This is a genomic window from Chryseobacterium sp. (genome assembly GCF_029240215.1).
Lineage (GTDB): Bacteria > Bacteroidota > Bacteroidia > Flavobacteriales > Weeksellaceae > Chryseobacterium.
This window is the reverse complement of the sequence record NZ_JARBTK010000007.1, coordinates 241353-263506: the sequence shown is the minus strand read 5'-3', so window position 1 is coordinate 263506 and position 22154 is coordinate 241353. Positions and strand designations below refer to the sequence as shown.

At 35.0% G+C, this 22154-nt stretch carries 13 protein-coding genes; 8 read left to right on the top strand and 5 right to left on the bottom strand.

Going from position 1 to position 22154, the window contains the following annotated elements; genetic code table 11:
* Positions 1 to 17: 17 nt before the first annotated feature.
* The 5 genes from K0R77_RS14600 to K0R77_RS14580 all read left to right on the top strand — a co-directional run bounded on the left by K0R77_RS14600 (position 18) and on the right by K0R77_RS14580 (position 9223).
* Complete coding sequence (locus K0R77_RS14600; RefSeq protein ID WP_300353863.1) at positions 18 to 1304, top strand: TolC family protein; 1287 nt, start codon at positions 18 to 20, stop codon at positions 1302 to 1304.
* Positions 1305 to 1755: 451 nt separating this feature from the next.
* A complete protein-coding gene (locus K0R77_RS14595) occupies positions 1756 to 5661 on the top strand; it encodes a response regulator (RefSeq protein WP_300353861.1) in 3906 nt (1301 codons plus the stop codon).
* Positions 5662 to 5675: 14 nt separating this feature from the next.
* Entirely contained in the window at positions 5676 to 6029 is a 354-nt protein-coding gene (locus K0R77_RS14590) for a response regulator (protein ID WP_300353859.1), read from the top strand.
* A gap of 9 nt (positions 6030 to 6038) precedes the next feature.
* Positions 6039 to 7100: a HEAT repeat domain-containing protein gene (locus K0R77_RS14585; RefSeq protein WP_300353857.1), complete on the top strand. Its 1062-nt coding sequence runs from the start codon at positions 6039 to 6041 to the stop codon at positions 7098 to 7100.
* Positions 7094 to 9223, top strand: a complete 2130-nt coding sequence (locus K0R77_RS14580) for a glycosyltransferase (RefSeq protein WP_300353854.1) — start codon at positions 7094 to 7096, stop codon at positions 9221 to 9223. The genes K0R77_RS14585 and K0R77_RS14580 overlap by 7 nt, the downstream gene beginning before the upstream one ends.
* A 201-nt stretch (positions 9224 to 9424) precedes the next feature.
* On the opposite strand, the gene K0R77_RS14575 is transcribed toward K0R77_RS14580, so the two are convergent.
* From K0R77_RS14575 to K0R77_RS14565, 3 genes are all read right to left on the bottom strand, one after another.
* On the bottom strand, positions 9425 to 10657 hold the full coding sequence (locus K0R77_RS14575; protein ID WP_300353852.1) for a YaiO family outer membrane beta-barrel protein: 1233 nt from the start codon (positions 10655 to 10657) through the stop codon (positions 9425 to 9427).
* A gap of 411 nt (positions 10658 to 11068) precedes the next feature.
* The gene (locus tag K0R77_RS14570; protein WP_300353849.1) at positions 11069 to 11572 is read right to left on the bottom strand and encodes a hypothetical protein; all 504 of its coding nucleotides are present in this window, start codon (positions 11570 to 11572) and stop codon (positions 11069 to 11071) included.
* A gap of 182 nt (positions 11573 to 11754) precedes the next feature.
* Positions 11755 to 13317, bottom strand: coding sequence for a tetratricopeptide repeat protein (locus tag K0R77_RS14565; protein WP_300353846.1), 1563 nt, complete (start codon positions 13315 to 13317; stop codon positions 11755 to 11757).
* A 503-nt stretch (positions 13318 to 13820) separates the two neighbouring features.
* Here K0R77_RS14565 and K0R77_RS14560 point away from each other — a divergent pair.
* Positions 13821 to 16079 (top strand): hypothetical protein, encoded by a 2259-nt coding sequence (locus tag K0R77_RS14560; RefSeq protein ID WP_300353844.1) that lies wholly within the window; start codon positions 13821 to 13823, stop codon positions 16077 to 16079.
* A gap of 23 nt (positions 16080 to 16102) precedes the next feature.
* Positions 16103 to 16636, top strand: a complete 534-nt coding sequence (locus K0R77_RS14555) for a hypothetical protein (protein WP_300353842.1) — start codon at positions 16103 to 16105, stop codon at positions 16634 to 16636.
* 339 nt (positions 16637 to 16975) lie between these two features.
* On the opposite strand, the gene K0R77_RS14550 is transcribed toward K0R77_RS14555, so the two are convergent.
* Positions 16976 to 18580, bottom strand: a complete 1605-nt coding sequence (locus tag K0R77_RS14550) for an ice-binding family protein (protein ID WP_300353840.1) — start codon at positions 18578 to 18580, stop codon at positions 16976 to 16978.
* 447 nt (positions 18581 to 19027) lie between these two features.
* Between K0R77_RS14550 and K0R77_RS14545 the strand changes: the two genes are divergently transcribed.
* Entirely contained in the window at positions 19028 to 20464 is a 1437-nt protein-coding gene (locus tag K0R77_RS14545) for a serine hydrolase (RefSeq protein WP_300353837.1), read from the top strand.
* A 259-nt stretch (positions 20465 to 20723) separates the two neighbouring features.
* On the opposite strand, the gene K0R77_RS14540 is transcribed toward K0R77_RS14545, so the two are convergent.
* Positions 20724 to 22091: an MBL fold metallo-hydrolase gene (locus K0R77_RS14540; protein ID WP_300353835.1), complete on the bottom strand. Its 1368-nt coding sequence runs from the start codon at positions 22089 to 22091 to the stop codon at positions 20724 to 20726.
* Positions 22092 to 22154: the final 63 nt, after the last annotated feature.

Sequence of the window (22154 nt, the reverse complement as noted above, 5' to 3'; positions counted from 1 at the left end):
ATAAAAAATAAATCAAAATGAAAAAACTATTCTTCATACTTATCATCAACCTTTTCCCGGCTCAGCAGGTCTGGACGCTTCAGCAATGTTTGGACTATGCATCTGCCAATCATCCTTTGGTAAAGCAATCTGTTGTCAATATCCGGAAAAATGACCGTCAGATTTCTGCAGCCAAAGGAATGTTGCTACCGTCTGTTGAAGCAGGAGTTAATCATAATTACAGCTTCGGATCTACGATCGATCAGACCACGAATCAAAGAGGATCTCTCAATATGCAGTACGATCAGGCTTATGCACAAGCCAATTGGGAGCTGATGAACTGGCGAAATTACCTCAATATTTCTTTATCAAAAATCAATAAAGAAAGTTCGACGTTCAAAATGAAGCAGGCTCAGAACGAGGTGAAATTGAATGTTATCCAGATGTTTTTCAATTATCAGAACAACAAAAGCTGGCTGGATGTTCTGGAAACGCAGATTTCCGGTATCGAAGATCAAATCAAACGTACCGAAAAAGAAGTAGAGATCGGCAACCGCCCGAAAAGCGACGTTTACGACATCAAAGCCAACCTCGGAACGTTGCAGGAACAATGGGTTTCTGCGAAGAATTCCCGAGATCTTTCCAAAATTAATTTGCTTAATTCTTTGGCAATTACAAGTGATTCTTTAGATTTTAAAATGAATGAAGAAAATCTACTTCATTCCAATTTCAACGATCCTGATTTTGTAAAAAACCTTCTGGAAAAGAATCCGGCTTACAAAACTGTTGTAACAGATATTGAAGCAGCCGAAAAAAATATCAGGATTGCAAGATCAGCTTATCTTCCAACGCTGAATGGCTCCTACAACTGGTCAAGCTTTTACAGCAAAACTTTAGGGCAATCGGCCGATGCATTTTCGGATCAGTTCAAAAGAAACAAGAATCAGCAGGTCGGATTCAGTCTCAACATTCCTGTTTTCAATAAATTACAAGTAAAAAACAATGTTGAAATCGCAAAACTGAATGTCATCAATTCCAATTATGACAAAGAAATAGTGATTAATAATCTCACGCAAAGCATCAATTCTATCAAAGCACAATTCCAGAATTCAGAAGAAAAATATACTTTATTAATGGCAAACTTCGAAAATCAAAGACTCTCTTTCCAAAAATCCGAAGAGAAGTACAAAGAAGGATTGATGGATGCTTACACGTTTTTTGTAGTGCGAAACAACTGGCTTCAAGCAAATTATAATCTTATCAACAGTAAAAATGAAGTAATGCAGCAGACCGAATTACTCAAAGTTTTTGAAGCCGGCTGGTAATTAATTAAAAAATTTCCTCATCAAGACCCCTTAAAAACATTCATTTTTAAGGGGTTTTGATGATATTTTAATATTATAGCAAATCAAAACGGGACTTTAAAAATTCCCAACACCCTCCTACTACAGAGATTATCAACAGTTTAAATATTTTAGAGCTCTAAATCCGCAGTTTAAAATCAATGTAAATTTATCACTTTTTATAGATATATAAATTTATTTTGTTGTACCTTTTTAAAATTTTTCTTGAGCGTATAGGCTTAAACATCATCTTTATTCTTAAATAATTCACTTACATATTTCTGCATACTCTAATTTATAGCGGTTAAGTGTAAAATAATTTGTAATTTGGAATTTTGATTACATAATTTGATTATTAGTTATAATAGTTAAAATTTTAAGCCTTAAATCAACGAATATCATTTTAATAAACTATAAAATAAGAAACTACTACATGGATAAATACCCTGTTCCTGCTAACGAAGACGGACGAATCAATAAGCTGAAGTTTTTTGACCTTTTGCAGTTGGAAAAAGATCCGCAGTTAGATATTTTTGCAGAAACAGCATGCCTCATTGCCGACTGTCCGGCTTCTCTTATCGCTATGATGGAAAGTGAAACACAGGTCATTCAAAGTTGTATAGGACTTGCCTTTGATTCTGTAGACAGAAAAAGCACTTTATGCCAATATTCCATTGCAAGTGGTGAGGTTGTAATAATCAATGATACATTATCAGACGAAAGATCATCTGAAAATCCACTGATACTGGCTGGAGGAATTCGCTTTTATGCAGGAATCCCTCTTATAGATGATGAAGGATTTGCATTAGGAACTCTATGCGTTATTGATTATCAGCCCAAGACACTGACAGAAAAGCAAATAATCGCTCTGCAAAAAATAGGAAGCGCTGTTACCAATCTCCTGACAGGAAAAAGAAAAAATATTGAAGCAGAATATTTTCAGCAGACCTTCAATATTTCCAATAATCTAATTTGTGTCCTTGATAATAATTTCATGCTTAAGGATGCTAATCCTACCTTCGAAAAGGTTTTCCGGTTTAGTAAAACAGAAAATCCTGATCAGAATTTTTTAAAAATTTTAGGTGAGCATAATAATGAATTGCAATTGCTAATAAAAAAGCTGCCTGATATTCATGAGGAAGTTACATTTTCTACTTCTACAGACATCAATGATGCCTCACCGATTACCGTAGAATGGTATTTAAAACAGAATCAGAACCATTCTGAGATTTTCTGCTTTGGTATCAATATTACACAGCAGATCGAAGAGACACAAAAACTTGAAAGTTCAGAGCGTCGCTTTAGAAGTTTTTTTGAAAATGCAATAGGATTAATGAGTATGCATGATATGGAAGGAAATATCATCGCCGTTAATGAAAAAGGACGAAAAACACTTCATTATTCAGAAGAAGAAGTTAGAGGACTGAATTTAAAAGATCTTGTTCCGGAAAAAAACTGGCCTTTACTAGCACAATATCTTGAAAGAATCAACGTCAATCAGGAAGATCTCGGAACCATGATCCTAAAATCTAAGGACGGAGAAGAAATGGTGTGGATGTATCATAATCTGGTAGAAACTGACAAAGAGGGAATGCCATATGTAGTAAGTACAGCTTTGAATGTTACAGAAAGAATGACTCTTGAAAAAGATTTGTTGTACACTAAGAAAATATTGGAACAGACGAGCGCGGTGGCACAAGTCGGAGGCTGGGAAGTCAATCTTAAAACCAATACTGTTTTCTGGTCTCAATCTACTAAAGAAATACATAAAATAGACAAGACATTTCAGCCTGATTTTGAAAATGCATTAGGATTTTATAGTAAAGAAAGTAGAAAAAAAGTAGAATTATTATTTGAGAGAGCTGTACAAAAAGGGATACCGTATGATGAAGAGTTACAGCTTATACGTGAGGATGGAGTGATGATATGGGTAAGGGTGAAGGGAATACCTGAATTTGAAGATGGTGTCTGTACAAGAGTTTTTGGAATTATTCAGGATATTGATACCTTCAAAAATATATATATCGAACTGGCTACAAAAGAAGCCATGCTACAGTCATTTGTAACATATGTTCCCACTGCGGTGGCAATGTTTGATAACGACCTCAATTATCTGTCAGTAAGCAGCAGTTGGAAAAATGAGTTTCAGATGCATGATACAGACCTTATCGGAAAAAATATGTTTACCGTTTCACCCAATGTGCCAGATGACAGGAAGAAAATATATAGAGATGCACTGAGAGGTAAAACTTACATAAATAGGGACATGGCTTTAGAAGTTCCTCATAAAGAAGGAATACAACATTATAATATTGTGATAAGCCCATGGTATTTATCTGATGAAGTTATGGGTGGAGTTATTGTTTCTGCACAAAATATTACGGAGTCGGTAAGAACCAATGAAGAGCTTAAGAATGCAAAGGAGATGGCAGATATTGCCAATAAAACCAAGTCTGAATTTTTAGCCAATATGAGCCATGAGATAAGAACTCCGCTCAACGGGGTAATAGGGTTTTCCGATCTTTTACTTCAAACCCCATTGAATGAAATACAAACGCAGTATCTCAATTATATTAATGAGTCTGGTGAAAACCTGCTGAATATTATTAATGATATTCTTGACTTCTCTAAAATTGAATCGGGGAAAATGGAGCTTTTGGTCGAAAAAGCCGATGTTTATGATATGGTGAGTCAGGTAATCAATGTAATTCTTTATCAGTCTCAGAAAAAAAATATCGAACTTCTTTTAAATATTGAACCGGGATTACCTAAAACAATCTGGCTTGATGAAACACGATTGAAGCAGATTCTCATCAATCTTCTCGGGAATGCCGTAAAATTTACAGCACAGGGTGAGATAGAGCTTAAAGTAGAAAAGCTGAATATAGACGATAAAAATATAACATTAAGATTCTCTGTGAGAGATACAGGAATTGGTATTCCTGTAGAAAAACAGCAGCATATCTTTAATGCTTTTACTCAGGAAAACAGTTCTATCAGTAAACGATATGGAGGAACTGGTCTGGGACTCACAATTTCAAATAATATTTTGAAATATATGGGAAGTAAACTTTCCCTGGTAAGCGAACTTGAAAAAGGATCTGTTTTTTATTTTGACATTCAGATTTCTTATGAAGTTTCTGATCACAGCGAAGATGAAGCACTGCAGATCAACAGAGTTCTTATCGTTGATGATAATGAAGCAAACAGAATTATTCTTCAGCATATGCTTGCTTACAAAAATATAGATTCTACACTGGCTGCTAATGGTATGGAAGCTCTTCAGCTGTTGTTAGCAGGAGAACGGTTTGATGTCATCCTGGTAGATTACCATATGCCGGTTATATCAGGGTTGGAAACAATCGAGAAAATAAAGCAACTATTTAATCAGCGAAATGAAGTCTCACCTCTTGTTATCCTTCACACATCTTCTGAAGAGCATGATGTTATCAATTCTTTTAAGAGGGAAGAAAACTCATATTTTCTGCTTAAACCTATCAAATCTGAAGAATTGTACAAAACGTTACGACGGGCAATAAAAAGCTCAGAAAAAGAGACAGTTGCCCACAAACTATTGCAGACAGCAGAACCTTCTATGCTCATGTCTTCTCCTTATGTCTTGCTTGTTGATGATAATCCTGTGAATATGGTTCTTAATAACAGGATGATGAAATCATTGATTTCCGATGTACGGTTAGTAGAAGCATACGATGGTCTGCAAGCATTGGAAAAATGCCGGGATCAGCTTTTTGATCTGGTGCTAATGGATGTACAGATGCCTGTAATGGACGGGATAGAAGCTACGAAGCAGATCCGCCTGTTACCGGAGTACTCCACAATTCCGATTATTGGGGTGACCGCAGGAAATGTATTGGGTGAAAAAGAAAAATGTCTGGATTCGGGAATGAATGATTTTCTGCCCAAGCCTCTCAGACAAAACGATCTTTTGGAAATGTTGAAAAAATATATAGGCATTGACGTTCAGGGAATATCTGAAGACCATTCACATCCTGAAATGTATTTGGATATGAATCTTCTAAGGGAGCAAATGGGCGATGATGATGATTTCAGAAAAGTATTTTTGAACTTAGTGGTACAAGAACTTACCCAAGCGGAAGAAAATTTAAAATCAGGGATAAAAGAAAAGGATAATGAATATCTAAAACAGATTCTTCACAAACTCAGAGGAACTGCCGGAACCGCAGGATTAGTAAAGCTTACGGAACAAACTGCCAGTTGGGAGAGCCGTATTGAAGACAATATGGAGTATACTTCTATGGAGTATGAAATCATACATGAAATAAAGACAGGAGTACAATTAATTAAGGATTTAATATAATAAATAACAAGACGATGGTGATTTTAATTGCTGAAGATGACGAGCTTATTTTAAAGACAATAGAGCACAAATTGCTCAAAGAAGGGCATGAGGTAATTTTGAGCCGTAACGGCAAAGAAGCTATTGAAACCTTGAAAAACGAAAGCATAGATCTCGCTATAACCGATATTATGATGCCTTTTGCCTCCGGAATTGAAATTCTGTCTGCCATACAGTCAATGGGTAAGAAAATACCTGTAATCATGCTATCAAGTATGGGACAGGAAGAGGTGGTGCTGAATGCTTTTGACTTAGGGGCATCCGATTTTATTGTAAAGCCTTTCAGTCCCAACGAATTAATTTTAAGGATAAAAAGATTTTCAAAATAAACAGCTAAGATGATAAATTCTGTACATTTTATTTTTCTTATCTTTCTGGGAATGCTCTCACTGGTACTTGTGTTGATTATTGTGGTCATCATTTATAGCTTTTATCAGTATAAAGTGTCAGTTCGTCTTTCGGGATGGTCAGAAATAATCAATAAAACAATCACAAAAGTCATTGTTTACGAAGAGGATGAAGTGTCACCTGATCGTGATTTTATTATAGCTAACGGAAATCCTTCATTTAGAAATCTTTTTTTGCAAAAACTGGTTGATTCGGAGAAAAAATTTTCCGGAGTTGCCCAAAATAAAATAAAGTATCTTTTTGAACAATATAATCTTCAGGAGGACGCCCTAAAAAAGCTGAATCAAAAAAAGCTTTACTTAACGGCAGGAGGAATACAGGAACTTACAGCCATGAATGCAGAAGGCAGCCTACCGGAAATTTCCAGATTTCTGGCACATCCTTCACCACAGGTATACCAGGAAGCTCAATATGCGTTGGTGAATTTTAAAGGATTTGAAGGATTACATTATTTAAATACTATTCCTACAGTAATATCAGAATGGCAACAGCTGCGTTTACTTCGCTCAATAAATCACATTCCCGAAAATTCTGAAGGTATCATAAAAGGCTGGCTTGAGAGTTCAAACAATTCTGTGGTTATTTTCACCCTTAAACTGTTAAGAAAATTTCAGGTACTTACAGTTTACTCTATTGTTACTCAACTGTTGGCCCATCCTTCAACAGAAGTAAGAGTGCAGACAATACAAACCTTATTGTCTTTGGAGAATCCCTCAACGATTACCTGCTTTACTGATGTATATCCCGATCAGCCCATTGAAGTTCAACTCGAAATTCTTAAAGCAATCAAAACTTCCGGCGATAAAAGGTCTACAGATTTCCTGAAAAAACAACTGCTTGATAATACTGAAACAGGCATCAAAGTCTGCGCCGCACAAGCTTTATTTTCATTGGAAGAAAAGCAATATTTAGCACAGATGGCTGAGAATGAAAGTTCTTCCGAAGAATTAATTAAAATCATAAAATACGCATTGCAGGAAAAAATATGTTAGAATTCTCACACATCATTTATGAAGTTGTTATATGGCTGTTTCTACTGTATGGTTCAGCTGTAGCAATTATTTACGGATGGATAGGAATTTATGCATTAGGAGCTGTATCAAAATATAAAAAAGAAAATACATTTACAGATTACAGCATTATTGCAGCAAATCCCAACGCTCCGACCTTTAGTATTATTGCTCCTGCCTACAACGAAGGAATGACCATTGTAGAAAATGTGCGTTCCTTGTTATCTCTATACTATCATAATCTGGAAATTATTATTGTCAATGACGGTAGTAAAGATGATTCTATACAAAAACTGATCGAAGCCTATGATCTTGAATCGATGGCTTATTTCATACAGGGAAAAATAGAGACAAACAAAGTGAGAGGCGTTTATAAAAGTAAAAATCCGGCTTTTAAAAAGCTCATTGTTGTAGATAAAGAAAATGGGGGTAAAGCAGATGCTCTCAATGTAGGTGTTAATATTTCTTCCGGCGAATATCTTGTCTGTATAGATGTAGACTGTATTCTGGAGCAGGATGCTATTTTGAAATTGGCAAAGCCTTTTCTGGAACAGACCGATAAAAAGTATATCGCATGTGGTGGAGTGATTCGTCTGGCGAACAACTGTGTCATTGAAAATGGTAAAGTGATAAGTGTGAATATGCCAAGAACCCTGCTTGGAAGAACTCAGGCATTGGAATATATCAGGGCCTTTGTACTGGGGCGTATGGCTTGGTCACGCGCATCGGGGCTAATCTTAATTTCAGGAGCGTTTGGAGTTTTTGACAGAAAAATTGTGTTGGCTTGTGGTGGGTATGATAAGAATACTGTGGGTGAAGATATGGAACTGGTAGTCCGTATGCGAAAGTATATGGAAGAAAGAAATGAGCCTTATGAAGTACTTACCATCCCTGATCCTTTGTGCTGGACTGAAGTTCCGGAAACAAAGGATATTCTTAAAAAACAGAGGAACAGATGGATGCGCGGAACGATAGAAACGCTTTGGAAGCACAGAAAGATGATGTTTAATCCCAAATACGGAAAACTGGGGATGATCAGCCTTCCTTATTGGTTCTTTTTCGAATTTCTGGGACCACTGGTAGAATTTTCAGGATATATTATTTTTATTATTTTTTTATTATTGGGTATTATCAGCTGGTCATTTTTCAGTGTCCTATTTGCATTAGTAATTTCAATGGGGTTTCTGTATTCTATCTATGCGATACTGGTCGACCTGGTAAGTTATCAGGTATATACAAAAAGAAAAGACTTTTTTGCTCTTATTGCTACTGCTTTTTCAGAACCTTTTTATTTTCATCCTATTGTGGTAAAAGCTGGTGTCAGTGGGTTTATTGATTATTTCAGGAAATCTCACGGTTGGGGAGAAATGACAAGACAGGGCTTTAATCAAAGTACCCAAAATTTACCGTTAAAAGAAAGAATTTCAGTTATTCTTCAGGAAGGGCTTAAGCGCTTTGGAATATTGGCGGTAATATTCTTTATACTTTTTTTAATTGGAATAGGTGCAGAATTGCTATGGTATCAGTATTCTTTCCCAACATTAGATACATCAATAATCATTGCTCCCCTTTTATCTGAAAATATTTTGTTTGCCTTTAAGCTGATATTATTGACGGGTATTATTTATCTCATCTTATCGCTCGTCAAAGAAACTTGGGCAAAAATACTTACCACAGGAGTATTTTTGACGGTAATTGTTACACAGTATATTTTGTTTCTTTATTTTACTGAAACTCATAATCTTCTGGGATCTGAACTTCTCTATTACAGCAAAAACGAAATAAAACAGGTTTTACAGGCAAGTGGTATGCTTAATTTCAAAAATTTTGCTTTGATGGGTATTTTGATTGTGGCATCATTTATTCCTTTATGGCTGGCCGGGAAAAGTTCTTTCAAATCAATCTATACAGGTATTACATTATTGGGAATTGGTTTACTCGCTTTTTTTGTTCCTTCGTTTCTGTTAGATACCAAAGTATTGAAGAGTGCCAATGAATTTAATCAAAATGCAGCGAAAAGCAAGTGGATCTACTTTTTTAAATCTAATGAAGATAGTTTTATTAACGAGCATCCGGAAATTAGCGAATTTTTAGGCAATCCTTAGAAGCTTCAGAGCAATTCCGGAATACTAAATGAGGATTTTCTTTTTTGAATGAAAGAATATGTAGCCAATGATACTACGGTAATAAAAAAAATCAGCAATCGTTTCAATCAGTTTAAAACAATAAACTCCATGTTTTATACTTTCAAAAATTAATATTGACTTCTGTAATTTTTAATTTAATGAAAGAATAAAATACGGTTTTTAAAATTTCCGGGTATATCCTAAAGTTATATCGAATTGATTGCCTTTTTCATTCGGGAGATATTCCTGATTATAGTACATCGTTCCCAGTGAAAATGAATTTGCCTGGACAGAAAAGTTATATTCAGCCCCTATTTTGAAAGTCTTCAATTTAAAATTCTCATTTTCCAAAAGGTTGTTGCGGTTTTCTTCCGGACTAATTCCTGTTCCTATCTGAAAGGCAAAATAGTCTTGAGCACTTTTTGTATAATAACGTACAGTTCCTGTATAAGAATGTGAAATATTTTTGTTATCTGGGGTAATATAGGTACGCAAATTAAACCAAAAATTCTTGTAATATTTACCTACTGAAGCGGTATACATCCAGATACTGTTAGTAAAATAAAGTTGCCTGTACCCTATCTCTGCTTCAAAACTGTGTGGTAAATTGGCATTCAGGGAAACTCCTGTACGGTATTTTGGAAAAAGACCTACATCATCAGAATACCCACCGCCTACATACAGATAAAATATCTTAGACAATCTTGGGTAAGCCTCCAACTCTATCTGCGTGCCGTTCTGTGCAAACTTATTTGCATAATTTCCTCTCAAGATTATTGATCCTAATGAGGTTATTCTTTTATAACTTACCCCTATAACATGCCAGTCATCATCGAATTGCTTATCAAAGTGTGAATAATTGTAAATAATACCTATTGCGTTTTTTGTAGAAAACTCATTTATTCTCACAGCAAGAGCTCTTGCTTCCGTATTTTTTGGATTGATCAATAAAAGACTGGCAATGGCTTTTTCCGCTTCGGAATAGTCATTAATTCCAAAATAAACTTTTGCTTTTAATAACCACAACGCTTCAGAAGAAGGGTGATTTGATAATCCCTCATCAATCACTTTAATGGCATTTGTATTTTCATCATTCCAATACTCCAACGAAGCATAGGCTACAAAATAATCCTCATCCTTCACCCCTTTTTTTCCGAGATCTTCAAATACAGTCCTGGCAGAAACAACATCCTTGTTCCATGTATATAGTCTTCCTAAAAAAATAGAAATATCAGTATAATCGGGAGCTTTTTCCAATGCCTCTTTTGCGAGAGCAATAGATACAACATAATCCTTCTGCTCAAAAGCTGCAGTACGGGCTCTTAGATACAGCTCATCAGCAGTAGAATTTTGCTGTGCCGACATCGTAATGGGTAATAACAGCAATAACAAAAAGGCAGGATATCTTTTCATTGAAGATTAAATTATTTATCGTCTATTATTACAAATATATTGATCTTTTAATAAGGAAACTACATATTTTTGTCAAAAAAAAAATAATTTGTTTTTTCCGGTATTTATGATAAAACCTACATAAAATTGAAGTTTTTTTATACAGAATTATCTAATTTTTCACATTGACGATGTATTAATTTTTTGATATTACTAACTGTCAATTTTTTAAAATTGAATACATAATCTTGATATTGCCTCAAATACATCATCTAAAAAGATCCCGGAAATCCCACTGACAATATATTATAAAAGAAAAAGCAGGAAAAATTCCTGCTTCTTGAAGATTGATTAACAAAGTTAACCTATAAATATGTAAAAAATTATAATGCATTATCAAAATTGCAGTCAAGCACCGGATAATTTTTTACATCATTTTTCATGCTCAGCCTCCCACTCATTGTAAGCCAGCAACAGACTTCTAAAATGTTTTTCTATATTATCCCTATTTTGCTTTTTAATGTTTTCAAAAATTTTAACGATCGCAATGATGTCTTTCTCTGAAAAACCTATCATTGATATTGTAAGAATCTTCGGTTTAACATGATCTGGTTCAAGCATTATTGACAAATAATAAATGTGAAAAATATTTTTAGCAGAATAATCTAAAATATGAATTTTGGGTATTTCGATGTAAGGTCGAATATCTCCTGTATTAAAAAAACTGTATTTTTTGAATGAAATATATTCAGCACAAGTTTCAAATTCTCTATATTTAAAAAATACAGCCAAAGAGATCGCAAGTATGCTTAAACTAAAAACAACTAATTTTAAGAATGGTCTGTCAATAAAGATAATTCCTGCCAAAAAAATAATACTCACAACGATAACGCTGTATCTAAAATTTTTTATGTATTCATTGTTAATGATTTTCATATTTGTGGTTTGCAGCTATTACGGCTATGCATTTCAATATAACCTGCGCTTGAGTTGGCTCTACAAAACTACACAAGCTTTTACTTATTTACCAGAACTTCTATTATCATTTTCAGGAAAACAGTAAAACAAATCACACTTACTTTCATCAAAATTAAACAGTTAACCATTACATTTATCTACTAAGTGTTCTGCGGCTGATCCTGAAGATATTTGATAAAAACTGATGGTGATATGGTGGTTATTTTTTTGAAAACAGTCGCAAATTTGTTCTGAGAAGAAAATCCGCACTCTTCCGCTAAAGTCGCAATTTTATATTTTCTGTATTCAGGATCATGAGTCAGCTTTTCTATGATATAGTTGATTCTAAGGGAATTAATATAATTATTGAAATCCATCCCTTTATGGTGTTTGATTACATACGATAAATATTTAGTATTTGTTTTGCAGTAGGAAGCTAGCACGGATAAGGAAATGTCATTTTTTAAATAAATATCGGTCTGTTCAAATTTTTCAAGATCTTTAACTAACTTATTTTCCGTTAGAGAAGTCATTAATGATGTTTGGTCTTCATTGATCATACCTGAAAGATGATTCTCACCTTTATGCTCTTGCTTTTCTCTATCATGTGCTCTTCGGTTCAATTCTGCAATAATTGCCTTAAATCTCCGATAGGTCATTTTTTCTGCTCTTTGATAATATAAAAAGTAGATGAAGAATCCTAATAATAGTGCAAGAACCGAAATAATTAAAATGTTCTTAATGATCCCTGACCTCTTTGCGGAAGTATTTTTTGTTTCTGCTGCTTTTAAAGATGAATTGTAAAAGCTGCCGGTCTCAATGTCTAGTTGAGCTTTTACAGAGTCTTGTTTTTTTTTGAATTCCCCTACCTTATTTATTTCCTTCTTCGCAAGGTAAAGGCGTTCAGCAGTATCATAGATTTCTTTTTTTAATTGTAGAAATTGGGTCTCATCTGCAATTTTCCGAGCTTTATTTAATTCGTACTCAGCCTCTTTAAGTCTTCCGGTGTTCAGATATACGTTGGAAATACCATTATAAATCAATCCTGTCAGAAATGTTTCAGGCTGATCTTTTACCTGCGACAGTGCAGCTTCATAATGCTTTAGTGAGAGTGGGTATTGTTGCAAATGAAAATAATTAAGCCCCAACAGCTGTTCGTTATTTGCGGTAAAAAAATCATGGTTTTTGTTGACAGCCTTAAGAAGATTTTCAGAAGATTTGACATATCGAATCGATGCCTTATAATTTTTACGATCAATTTCAAAGTATGCTTTTTCCTGCATCATAAGACCCACCATTTGTCTTGATGCTAATGTATCAGTAATTTTTTTGCTGCTTTCTATGGCTTCATCTGCATATTTTTTTGAGAGATCATATAATTTCAGCATTCTGTACTGAGATGCCAGAAAACCGTAAATTCTTGTCTTCCAAGTAATATTATCAGTTTTATCGATCACTTTTTCTGCAGAGAGTGCATAATCAACTGCTTTGGTAAATTTTCCTTTTTGCTGGTATAATGTTGCAGACAACATGAGGCTTCTGCCCTTTAAAATAGGATCAGAGGAAAATTGATAGAGAGAGTCAGCAATTTTAATAGCCTTGTTAAAATCCTTTTGCGAAGTTTCAAGATAAGTTTTCACATAAAGTTTGTCAAATTCCTCCCTTCTTTGTGAATGGACATACATACACAAAAAGAATAACAGCAACGCAAAGTTCCTTTTCATTAAGTGTCATTATTGATGTGACAAAAGTAAAATTTTCTAAGCATAAAATATAATAATTCTTTTTTAATACCATAACTTAATTATCATTATCAGCAATATTTTATCATTATCGTGAATTATTTTGCAAACTCAGCATATTTCGGTCAAATTCAAATGAAGAAACATCGTTTAAATTTCATCAAGACAATTTATTGGCATTTTATAAAAGTTGAAATATTCTTCCACTTATTACATGGTATTCACTATAATTTGAACTATGAGATTAGAAAAATGTTCTTTTAGAAAACTGAATTGCCAGGTAATTCTTTTTTGCCATTACCACTTTCTGGAATATGATAATACACATTCTTTCTTTATTAATAGACTCACAATAGATTTGCAACTGTCAAATTCAAATCTGTCGGAGATGCTTCAATTGATTGGAGCCAAAAACATGACAGCATTTCCATACCAAGATTACATTGTAACGAATAAAGCCAAATAAACACAAAAAAATTATATTAATGTCAATAAAAAAAAATTTACAACTATCAGCCATCTGTATAGCTGTTTCCTTATCCGGACAGACAGCGTCTAATTTTACAGTCGTACAAAATCAGAGCGCAATTACAACCAATGTTACACGACCAGGATACAACACCGGTTCATCTGGCTATCTGTCATCAACCAATTACAATCTCTTCTTTGGACGTACAAATTCCTCTACGACAGGCACAGTTCCAAAGCTGCAGTCTTTTCAGTTTAACAGTCAAAACTATGTACCATTCACGCAATCAGGAACAATCCCTTATGACCGTATTGCAGTGAATCGCAGAATTGCAGCAGGGATGACCGCTCAAAATCCTAATAAATTCACAGGATTTTTTGAAAATAACCTGATTTCCGGTAATGATACTTATTTTAAAGCGGAATATATTGAAACCCTTGAAGATCTGATTAACAGCTACGTGATTAACCGTGGGGTCGACAATATCTTTTCCAATTCAACAACCGGAACTACTAACAATGTAGAAAGAGTAGATCTGATCTTGGATGCAGGAGTGGTAATGCCGGCAAATATCAACCTCAACAAATTGGGAGCACTCTTGCTAGATCGAGGTGGAAATGATAATTATAAAGTTGCCGTTATAACCTCTCTTGACGCAACAGGAAAAGTTTCAGGCTTAGGAAATCTCATCAGCAGAAATCAGGCGAACTTCAGCAGCACCGGCTATACGCTTACCAGTACTGTTTTTCAAAATGCTAACAGTGCAAATCCTTCGGCAGCAGAAAATTTGATACGACCTTCGGAAAATATTTCATCACAGGCAATATCAGGTGACTTTGTTACGTTTTCTGAGCTTGGCGTAGCTGGCGGACAGGTGATCTATGGCATATCGGTTTTTCCCAATGATGTACTTCAGGGAACTCATGACCTGATCAATTTATCAAATGTACCTTCCGATACAGACGGTACTGTCGGTGGACTTGATTTTATGGGCGGCGGAGGCTTCTTTGTGGCATCGGATGTAGCTCCGGCAACAGTTAACGGAAATGTATACCGTGATATTGACGGAAATACTGCAATTAACGGTACAGGCATAGGATCTGCAGCATCTTTACCTTTATATGCATATCTTCTGGCATCAAACAACACAATTATTTCAAAAGTAGCAGTCGATGCAAGTGGGAGTTTTTCATTTCCATCAACAATACTTGAAGTAAGTAACACCTATACGGTGGCAATTGACACCCGTAATGTCACTGGAACCTATAGCTTTTCTTCTCCTATACTTCCCAGCGGATGGGAAATTGTCGGCGAAGATTATGGCTTAAACAATCTTGCGGGAACCGGTGTAGAAAGCGGAGTTCCGAACCTCAGGATACCAGTGCTTTTCAATTCGACAAATCCTTCGGTGAACAATATAAAGTTCGGAATTCTTCCTGCGGAAGATATTTGTACACAAGCTGTAAACGGCTCAACCTTCAGTTGGGATTACAACGGAAGCAATGCGCCCTCAAATCCGGTAACACAATCCTTCAATCAACCTGCTGCAAATTATGGTTTTGTACTCGACATTACCAAACTGGATAATTCATTTAATATGATTATCAACGGAACTCCTCTGGCAACACAAGAAATTGAATTTCAATCATCAGGAACTTCCGGGATCAACGTTCAGTTTGTTGATAACAGCAGTTACGAAACCAATACCCCTTTCATTTATAATATGACAGGAACACAAACCGATCCTATAATCAGGGTGAACATCAGTCCTACCGGAACAGTAACTATGTTCGGGAGCAAATCATCGGGAGGTCCGTTGTTTCCTCTAAAACTTGTCAATGGTAATACATTCAACACCATAACGTGGAATACTTCCGGAACCAATACTGTTGTCGCCACACAGAATGTTGTGGGTGCAACAAATATGTCTGGTCGTGGCTATGGACTTAACCGAGTTGTATGCTCTTGTATTAAGCCTGGTGCAACAGGAACACCCTTAGGCTACACCGACTTGGGAATCACTACAAAAGCCAATCTAAACGTAAATAACTGGCCCAAAAATGTACCAAACGGTTATATGGCTCTGGATTCTGCTGGAAAAGGACTGGTCATTACGCATGTGACTACTGCTCAGCGAGATGCACTTGTAGCTGTAGAAGGAATGGTGATCTACAACACAGATCTTGGATGCGTACAACTTTACAGAGGTAATAATCCTTCTGTAGATAATGCAAGAAGAGGATGGAATTGTATCACAAAAGGATGTAACGAATAAACCACAAAATCATTTAATAAATTATGAAAAAATTTTCAAAGATAAGTGTATGCATTGCTCTTTTTAATTTGTCTTATCTTCTGAATGCACAGATAGCTATTGATAAGACATCACTAACAAATAGCAGCGTACTATTGGAGTTCGGATCCGCTAACAAAGGAATAATTCTTCCTGCTGTCCCATCTATTACGGCAAATAATTCAGGCGGAACATTCGTATTCAACACCACAACAAAATCAGTGCAGGTATGGGAACAGCGAAATAACAACGGAAGCGGTGACTGGCTGAACCTGACAGAACTTAACGCAGGAATACCACATACATTTACCAATGCCGGCTCAGATAATAGTTCAAATGCCGGTGTTATCATAGGTTCTGGAACTTCATCAAAGTCAGGAACGTTGGTGTTGGAATCTACATCAAGAGCTTTAGTACTTCCAATTGTTCAGAACCCGCATCTAACGATGGTTGGATGCGTAGCAGGAACCATAGTATATGATTCCACATCATCTACATTAGCAGTCTATGACGGAGCCAATTGGAATTATTGGAAATAAAGTACATATTTTATTCTTGACTGAAAGCACAATTATTATTAATCCCTCAGACAAGCGCGCACAGTTCAAAGCTGTTTTTTTTCATTATTGTGTTTCGGGCCTTCTCTAAGAGAGGGCTTTTTTCATTAATGATTATTTAAATTTATCTTATTTCCAAAGAAAAAGCTGCTGCTTTAGGGCATTTAAAATGTATAATCGACTTAAAATTTAGCCTAGAAATATATAAATTTCATTTCAGAAAATCCTGCAAGTTCATTTCTGTATTTATATGTAAATCGGTAAATAAAAAAGTCTCACTAAAAAGTGAGACTTTGCCTTATTCAGAAAATATATAAAATTCTATGGTTTGGAAATAATTTTTCCTGTTTGAACCTTACCATCTTTACTTTGTATCTGATAAAAATAAATTCCAGCAGGAAGATTTAACTGAATTGAACTTAAAGTTTCATTCAAAACTTTTCCTAAAACTCTTGTTCCTGCAGCATTATAAATTGTAAGATTTGATTCTTTGTTCTCATTATCCAGCTTCACATTCAGAACTGATGAAAAAGGATTAGGATAAACAGAAGCTGTTTCTTTATTTTTAACAGCAGAACTCACTGCTAAAGAGCCAGGGTTACATCCAGCTGTCATTTGCGCATTAATACCAACTGTATTGATCGCACCGCTTGTGCTTAATACACGACCTTCAATAGTAGAACCAATATTCATATTTATTGCACCATTGTTACCAATTACAGTACCTTTAAAACTTGCATAATCGTTAAGACTCACAGCACCGTCAATTTTCCAGAATACATTTTTTGCCTGAGCTCCATTCTGTAAAACTACAGAAGCATAAGTACTTGTGGAAAGAGCGCCATTTATTTTTATCACAAAAACAGCATTGGGATTATTTTGAGCGTTTAAAAATACTGTACCGTTAAGAACTGTTGCAGCATTTAGCTGATAAGTATGAGGTGTAAGTACCAGGTTTTGACCAAATGCAGCCGGATAAAGCAATTCAATATCAGTTGGAAGAGTATTTAAAAAAGCATATACATTAGCTAAATCTAAGGCACATATTGCTGTTGATGTATCTGGGTTTGCATGTATAGTACCTGTAACATTAATTGCAGAAAAACCTGTGGTAAGACCAAGATTAGAACCTATATCACCCGTCACCAGAGAAACACCAGTGTTGGTAACGGTACCATTACCTGTAAAAATGGTATAACATGCAACACTATTTAAAACCGGTTGAGCCGGTCCTGTTAAAATCAAGCTTCCACAGCCAATAGGCTTTCTCACAGTAACACCGGATACTGTAACGGCTCCCGTTGTAGAAAGCGCACGACCTTCTAATGATGTTCCTGTATTAAGTATGATAGCCGCATTATTTGCGATAATCGTACCTTTCATTGATGTATTAGATGCCAAATCAACCAATCCTTCCACTTTCCAGAATACATTACATGCCAAAGCACCATTTGTAAGCAATACTTGCGCACCAGCCGCCGAAGAAAATGCACCCTGAATTTTGAATATAAAGACAGAATTCCCACTTCCTCCACCATCAAGGGTCAAGGTATTATTTAGTGTAGCACTTTGTCCGATAGAATAAGTTCCCGCTGTCAATGTTTGTCCGTTACCCAATAATGGTGCAGGGAAGAAATTTGGAATAGCTGAATTCAGCTGATTGTATGCAATCGTTAAAGCTGCTGCGGCTGTAGCTGTAGCACCGTCTGCATCATGCATTACACCATCTACGTTACCAAAATTTGTACTTGAGCCGTTATTAGTGCCCACATTGCCCGTCAATTGAGATAAACCGGTATTACTTACTGCACCATTTGATGAAAAAAGCGCAAAATCGGAAGTAGCACCAAGCACTGGTGCTTGAGCAAATACTCCTGCAGTAATCATTACTGCTATAGAGAATATGAATTGTAAAATTTTTATCATAATATTATTATTTTTTATAAATATTCAATTATTTATAATTTCAAATATACAACTAAATACAACATAAACAATATTATTTTAATTTATTTACAATAGATAAATTAAAATAATAAAAATAAATAAATTATATTATTATAATTTTGACAAAAATATAATTAATTATTAAATTAAAAAAATTAATAAAAATTGTAATTATTGTAATTTTAAAAAAATCAAATTACATAGAAACTGTAAAACCTGAATATACTTGTGCCTCAAATCTTATGGAATTCGGACCATCTGGATTTAATTTTGTGATGACAAAAATTCATCAGATGGTTTTGTATTTTCCTTTGACTTTAAAATAACTCTAAAAATCTTATTAGACTAAATTATTTATATGATCGTTTCTCCTGCTCATTAATACTTTTCAATGTAATAAAAGTCAGCTTCAGTTGTCTTATCATTATGAGAATCTACTTTTTACTATTGCTAATTTCATTACAGTTTTTCGCCCAACAAACTAAAAACAATGTTGATAAAATCATTCACAGAGAAATGAAAGAAAGGAAAATCCCCGGATTGCAACTGGCAGTTGTACAGAATGGAAAAATCGTTTTAAGCCAATCCTACGGAATCGCAAATCTACAGTATAACATTCCTGTAAATAATACTACAGTTTTCCCTATAAACTCAAATACAAAAATTTTCACAGGGGTTGCTGTGATGCAATTAGTAGAGCAGAATAAAATTAAACTTAATGACCCAATCAACAGATATTTGGATGACCTGCCTGATGAATGGCAGAAAATCACTATTGACCAATTGTTAACTCATATTTCAGGATTGCCTGAAATCCTAATACTTCTTAATCCTCTGACAGGGAATATTGGACCTTTAAAAAATGAAGCAGCGATTTGGGGAAAACTCAAAACACTTCCCTTAGAATTTAAAACAGGAGAACAATTCAGTTACAACCAGACGAATTATTATTTGTTGGGGAAAATTATTGAAAAACTCGCCAGAAAACCTTTTGCAACCAATTTTAATGAAAATCAATTTAAAATCGCCCAACTTAAAAATACCGTATTTGGAGATTCGAGAGATATTATTCCTAATTATTCGCCATCCTATCGCTACAATAGTTTTTTTGACGGGAAGAAAAGTGAAACAAAACTGGTAAATACTTACACAGAATTTCCAGATTTCACCCGTACAGGAGCTGGTCTCAACAGTACAGCCGAAGATATGGCAAATTGGGTCATTGCTTTGCAAAATGGTAAACTATTTCAAAAATCATCAACACTTAATTTAATGTGGTCACCTGGTAATTTCAACAACGGAACCCCAACCAATTGGGTACGAGGATGGGGAATTGCAAAACTTCGGAAAAACCATAAAGCCATCGGAATGTCCGGTGGAAACAGGTCAGCAATAATAGTTTATCCCAACGATAATTTGGCAATAATTGTATTAACCAATTTAGCAGGAAGTGCTCCGGAAGACTTTATTGAAGAAATTGCAGGATGTTACAATCAGGATATAGTGAAAGCGGACCCACTTACCTATTTAAGAAAAAATTTAAATGAAATAGGATTTAACAAAGCGATTGATTTTGTAAAAAAGGAGAAAAAAATTAATCCTTCATTTGCCCCGGATGAATCTGAGCTTAATAATTGGGCATATCGAATGACAGCCAACAATAAATTAAGTGAGGCTTTAGAAATCTTTAAACTAAATGTTTATCTGTTCCCAGAAAGCTGGAATGCTTATGACAGCTATGGAGAAATCTTATTAAAATTAGGAGATAAAAACAAAGCCATTGAAATGTACAGAAGATCTATTGAATTAAATCCAGAAAATGGAAATGGCAAAAAAGTATTGGATCAAATAATTTCTAAATAAAATTAGCACGAAGGATGTGATTCAGTAAAAACATCGTAAATGAAAGGATTATTGGCGACACTATGAGCCGAAAGCTGATGCATTGAGAAACCTCAAACGAAAAACCAAGCTATAGAAACGTATAAAATCACAATAGAAAAATTGAATTTGGACAAAGAAATTTCAAATACCGATAGAAAACTTTTCTTAAACAGAATAGAAAACAAAATGAGGAAATAAACTTTCACCAAAACGACTTTCAAGAGTAATAATCGGCATTTCAAAAAACGACTTCCTCGCCTTTTATTAGAATTTTTACCGGTATTTGTAACTCCGTTTGAATTTTCACTCTTAATGCTTCCAATGCAGAGGGCTCACCATGAACCAGCATGATTTGTTTAGGAGGATTTTTATATTTCTTTATCCACTCCATCAGTTCAGATTGGTCGGCGTGTGCGGATAATCCCGTCAATTCAACAACATTTGCTTTCACAGGATAGTATCTTCCGTGAATTTTTAACTCATGAGATTCGTTAAGTAATGCTCTTCCACGAGTACCTTCTGCCTGAAATCCGACAATTAATACTGTATTCCGGCTGTTTCCGACATCATGTTTTAAATATTCAAGAACACGCCCTCCTGTTATCATCCCACTGCCTGCAATTATTATTTTACTTCGTTTATCACGAACAATTTCAGTTGTATTTGTATATTCTCTGTTGATATTCATCTGTTCAATAATTTCCAACCATTTTTCTTTATCAACAGTTGTATATGCAGCATATTCAACCATAATATCTGTTGCAGAAGCAGCCATTGGACTATCCATTATTATTGGAAGGTTACGGGGTATTCTGTTTTGTTCCTTGAGCCGATAAAGAATATAAATGAGCTCCTGTGCTCTGCCTACAGCAAAACTGGGAATAATTATGTTACCCTGGTTTTTAACCGTGAGATTAATCCAGTGTTCCAATTTATCATACAAATTGGTATTGTCATGAAGTCTGTCTCCGTAAGTAGATTCCATTATTATAAAATCTGCTTTGGTGAAAAAATCAGGAGGAGGTAAAATTGCGCTCTGAGTCCGCCCGATATCTCCTGAAAAAATGATCGGTTTTCCAAAACATACTATTTCCACAGAACACGCTCCAATAATATGCCCGCAAGGTTTAAACCTGCATTGAATATGATCACTAAGTTTGATCGTGGTGTTTTCATTAACCGTAAAAAATTGTTTAAAAGATCTCTCAGCGTCATTTATCGTGTACAACGGTTTTGCGGGATTATGCTTGGTATAATGATGAAAATTTGCTTTCTCAGCGTCTTCTTCCTGCAGTTTTGCACTATCAAGTAAAATCAATTTTGCTAATTCTTTGGTAGGTTCCGTCATATAAATTTTACCTTTAAACCCGTTTTTTACAAGAAGAGGAATATATCCGCAATGATCAAGATGGGCATGGGTAAGAATGACAATATCTATTTCAGCTACATCGAAATTTAACGGTTCCCAGTTTTGTTCACGCAAAGATTTAATGCCCTGAAACAATCCGCAATCTACTAATATAGTAAGCTCCGAGGTTTTTAATAAATGTTTAGATCCCGTAACTGTTTCAGCTCCTCCGAGAGATTTTAGAATGATAGTGTCCATTTTTTTTATTTTTATAAATCTGTTGCGCACCTCATCTATTCAGGCTCTGATACTTGAATAATC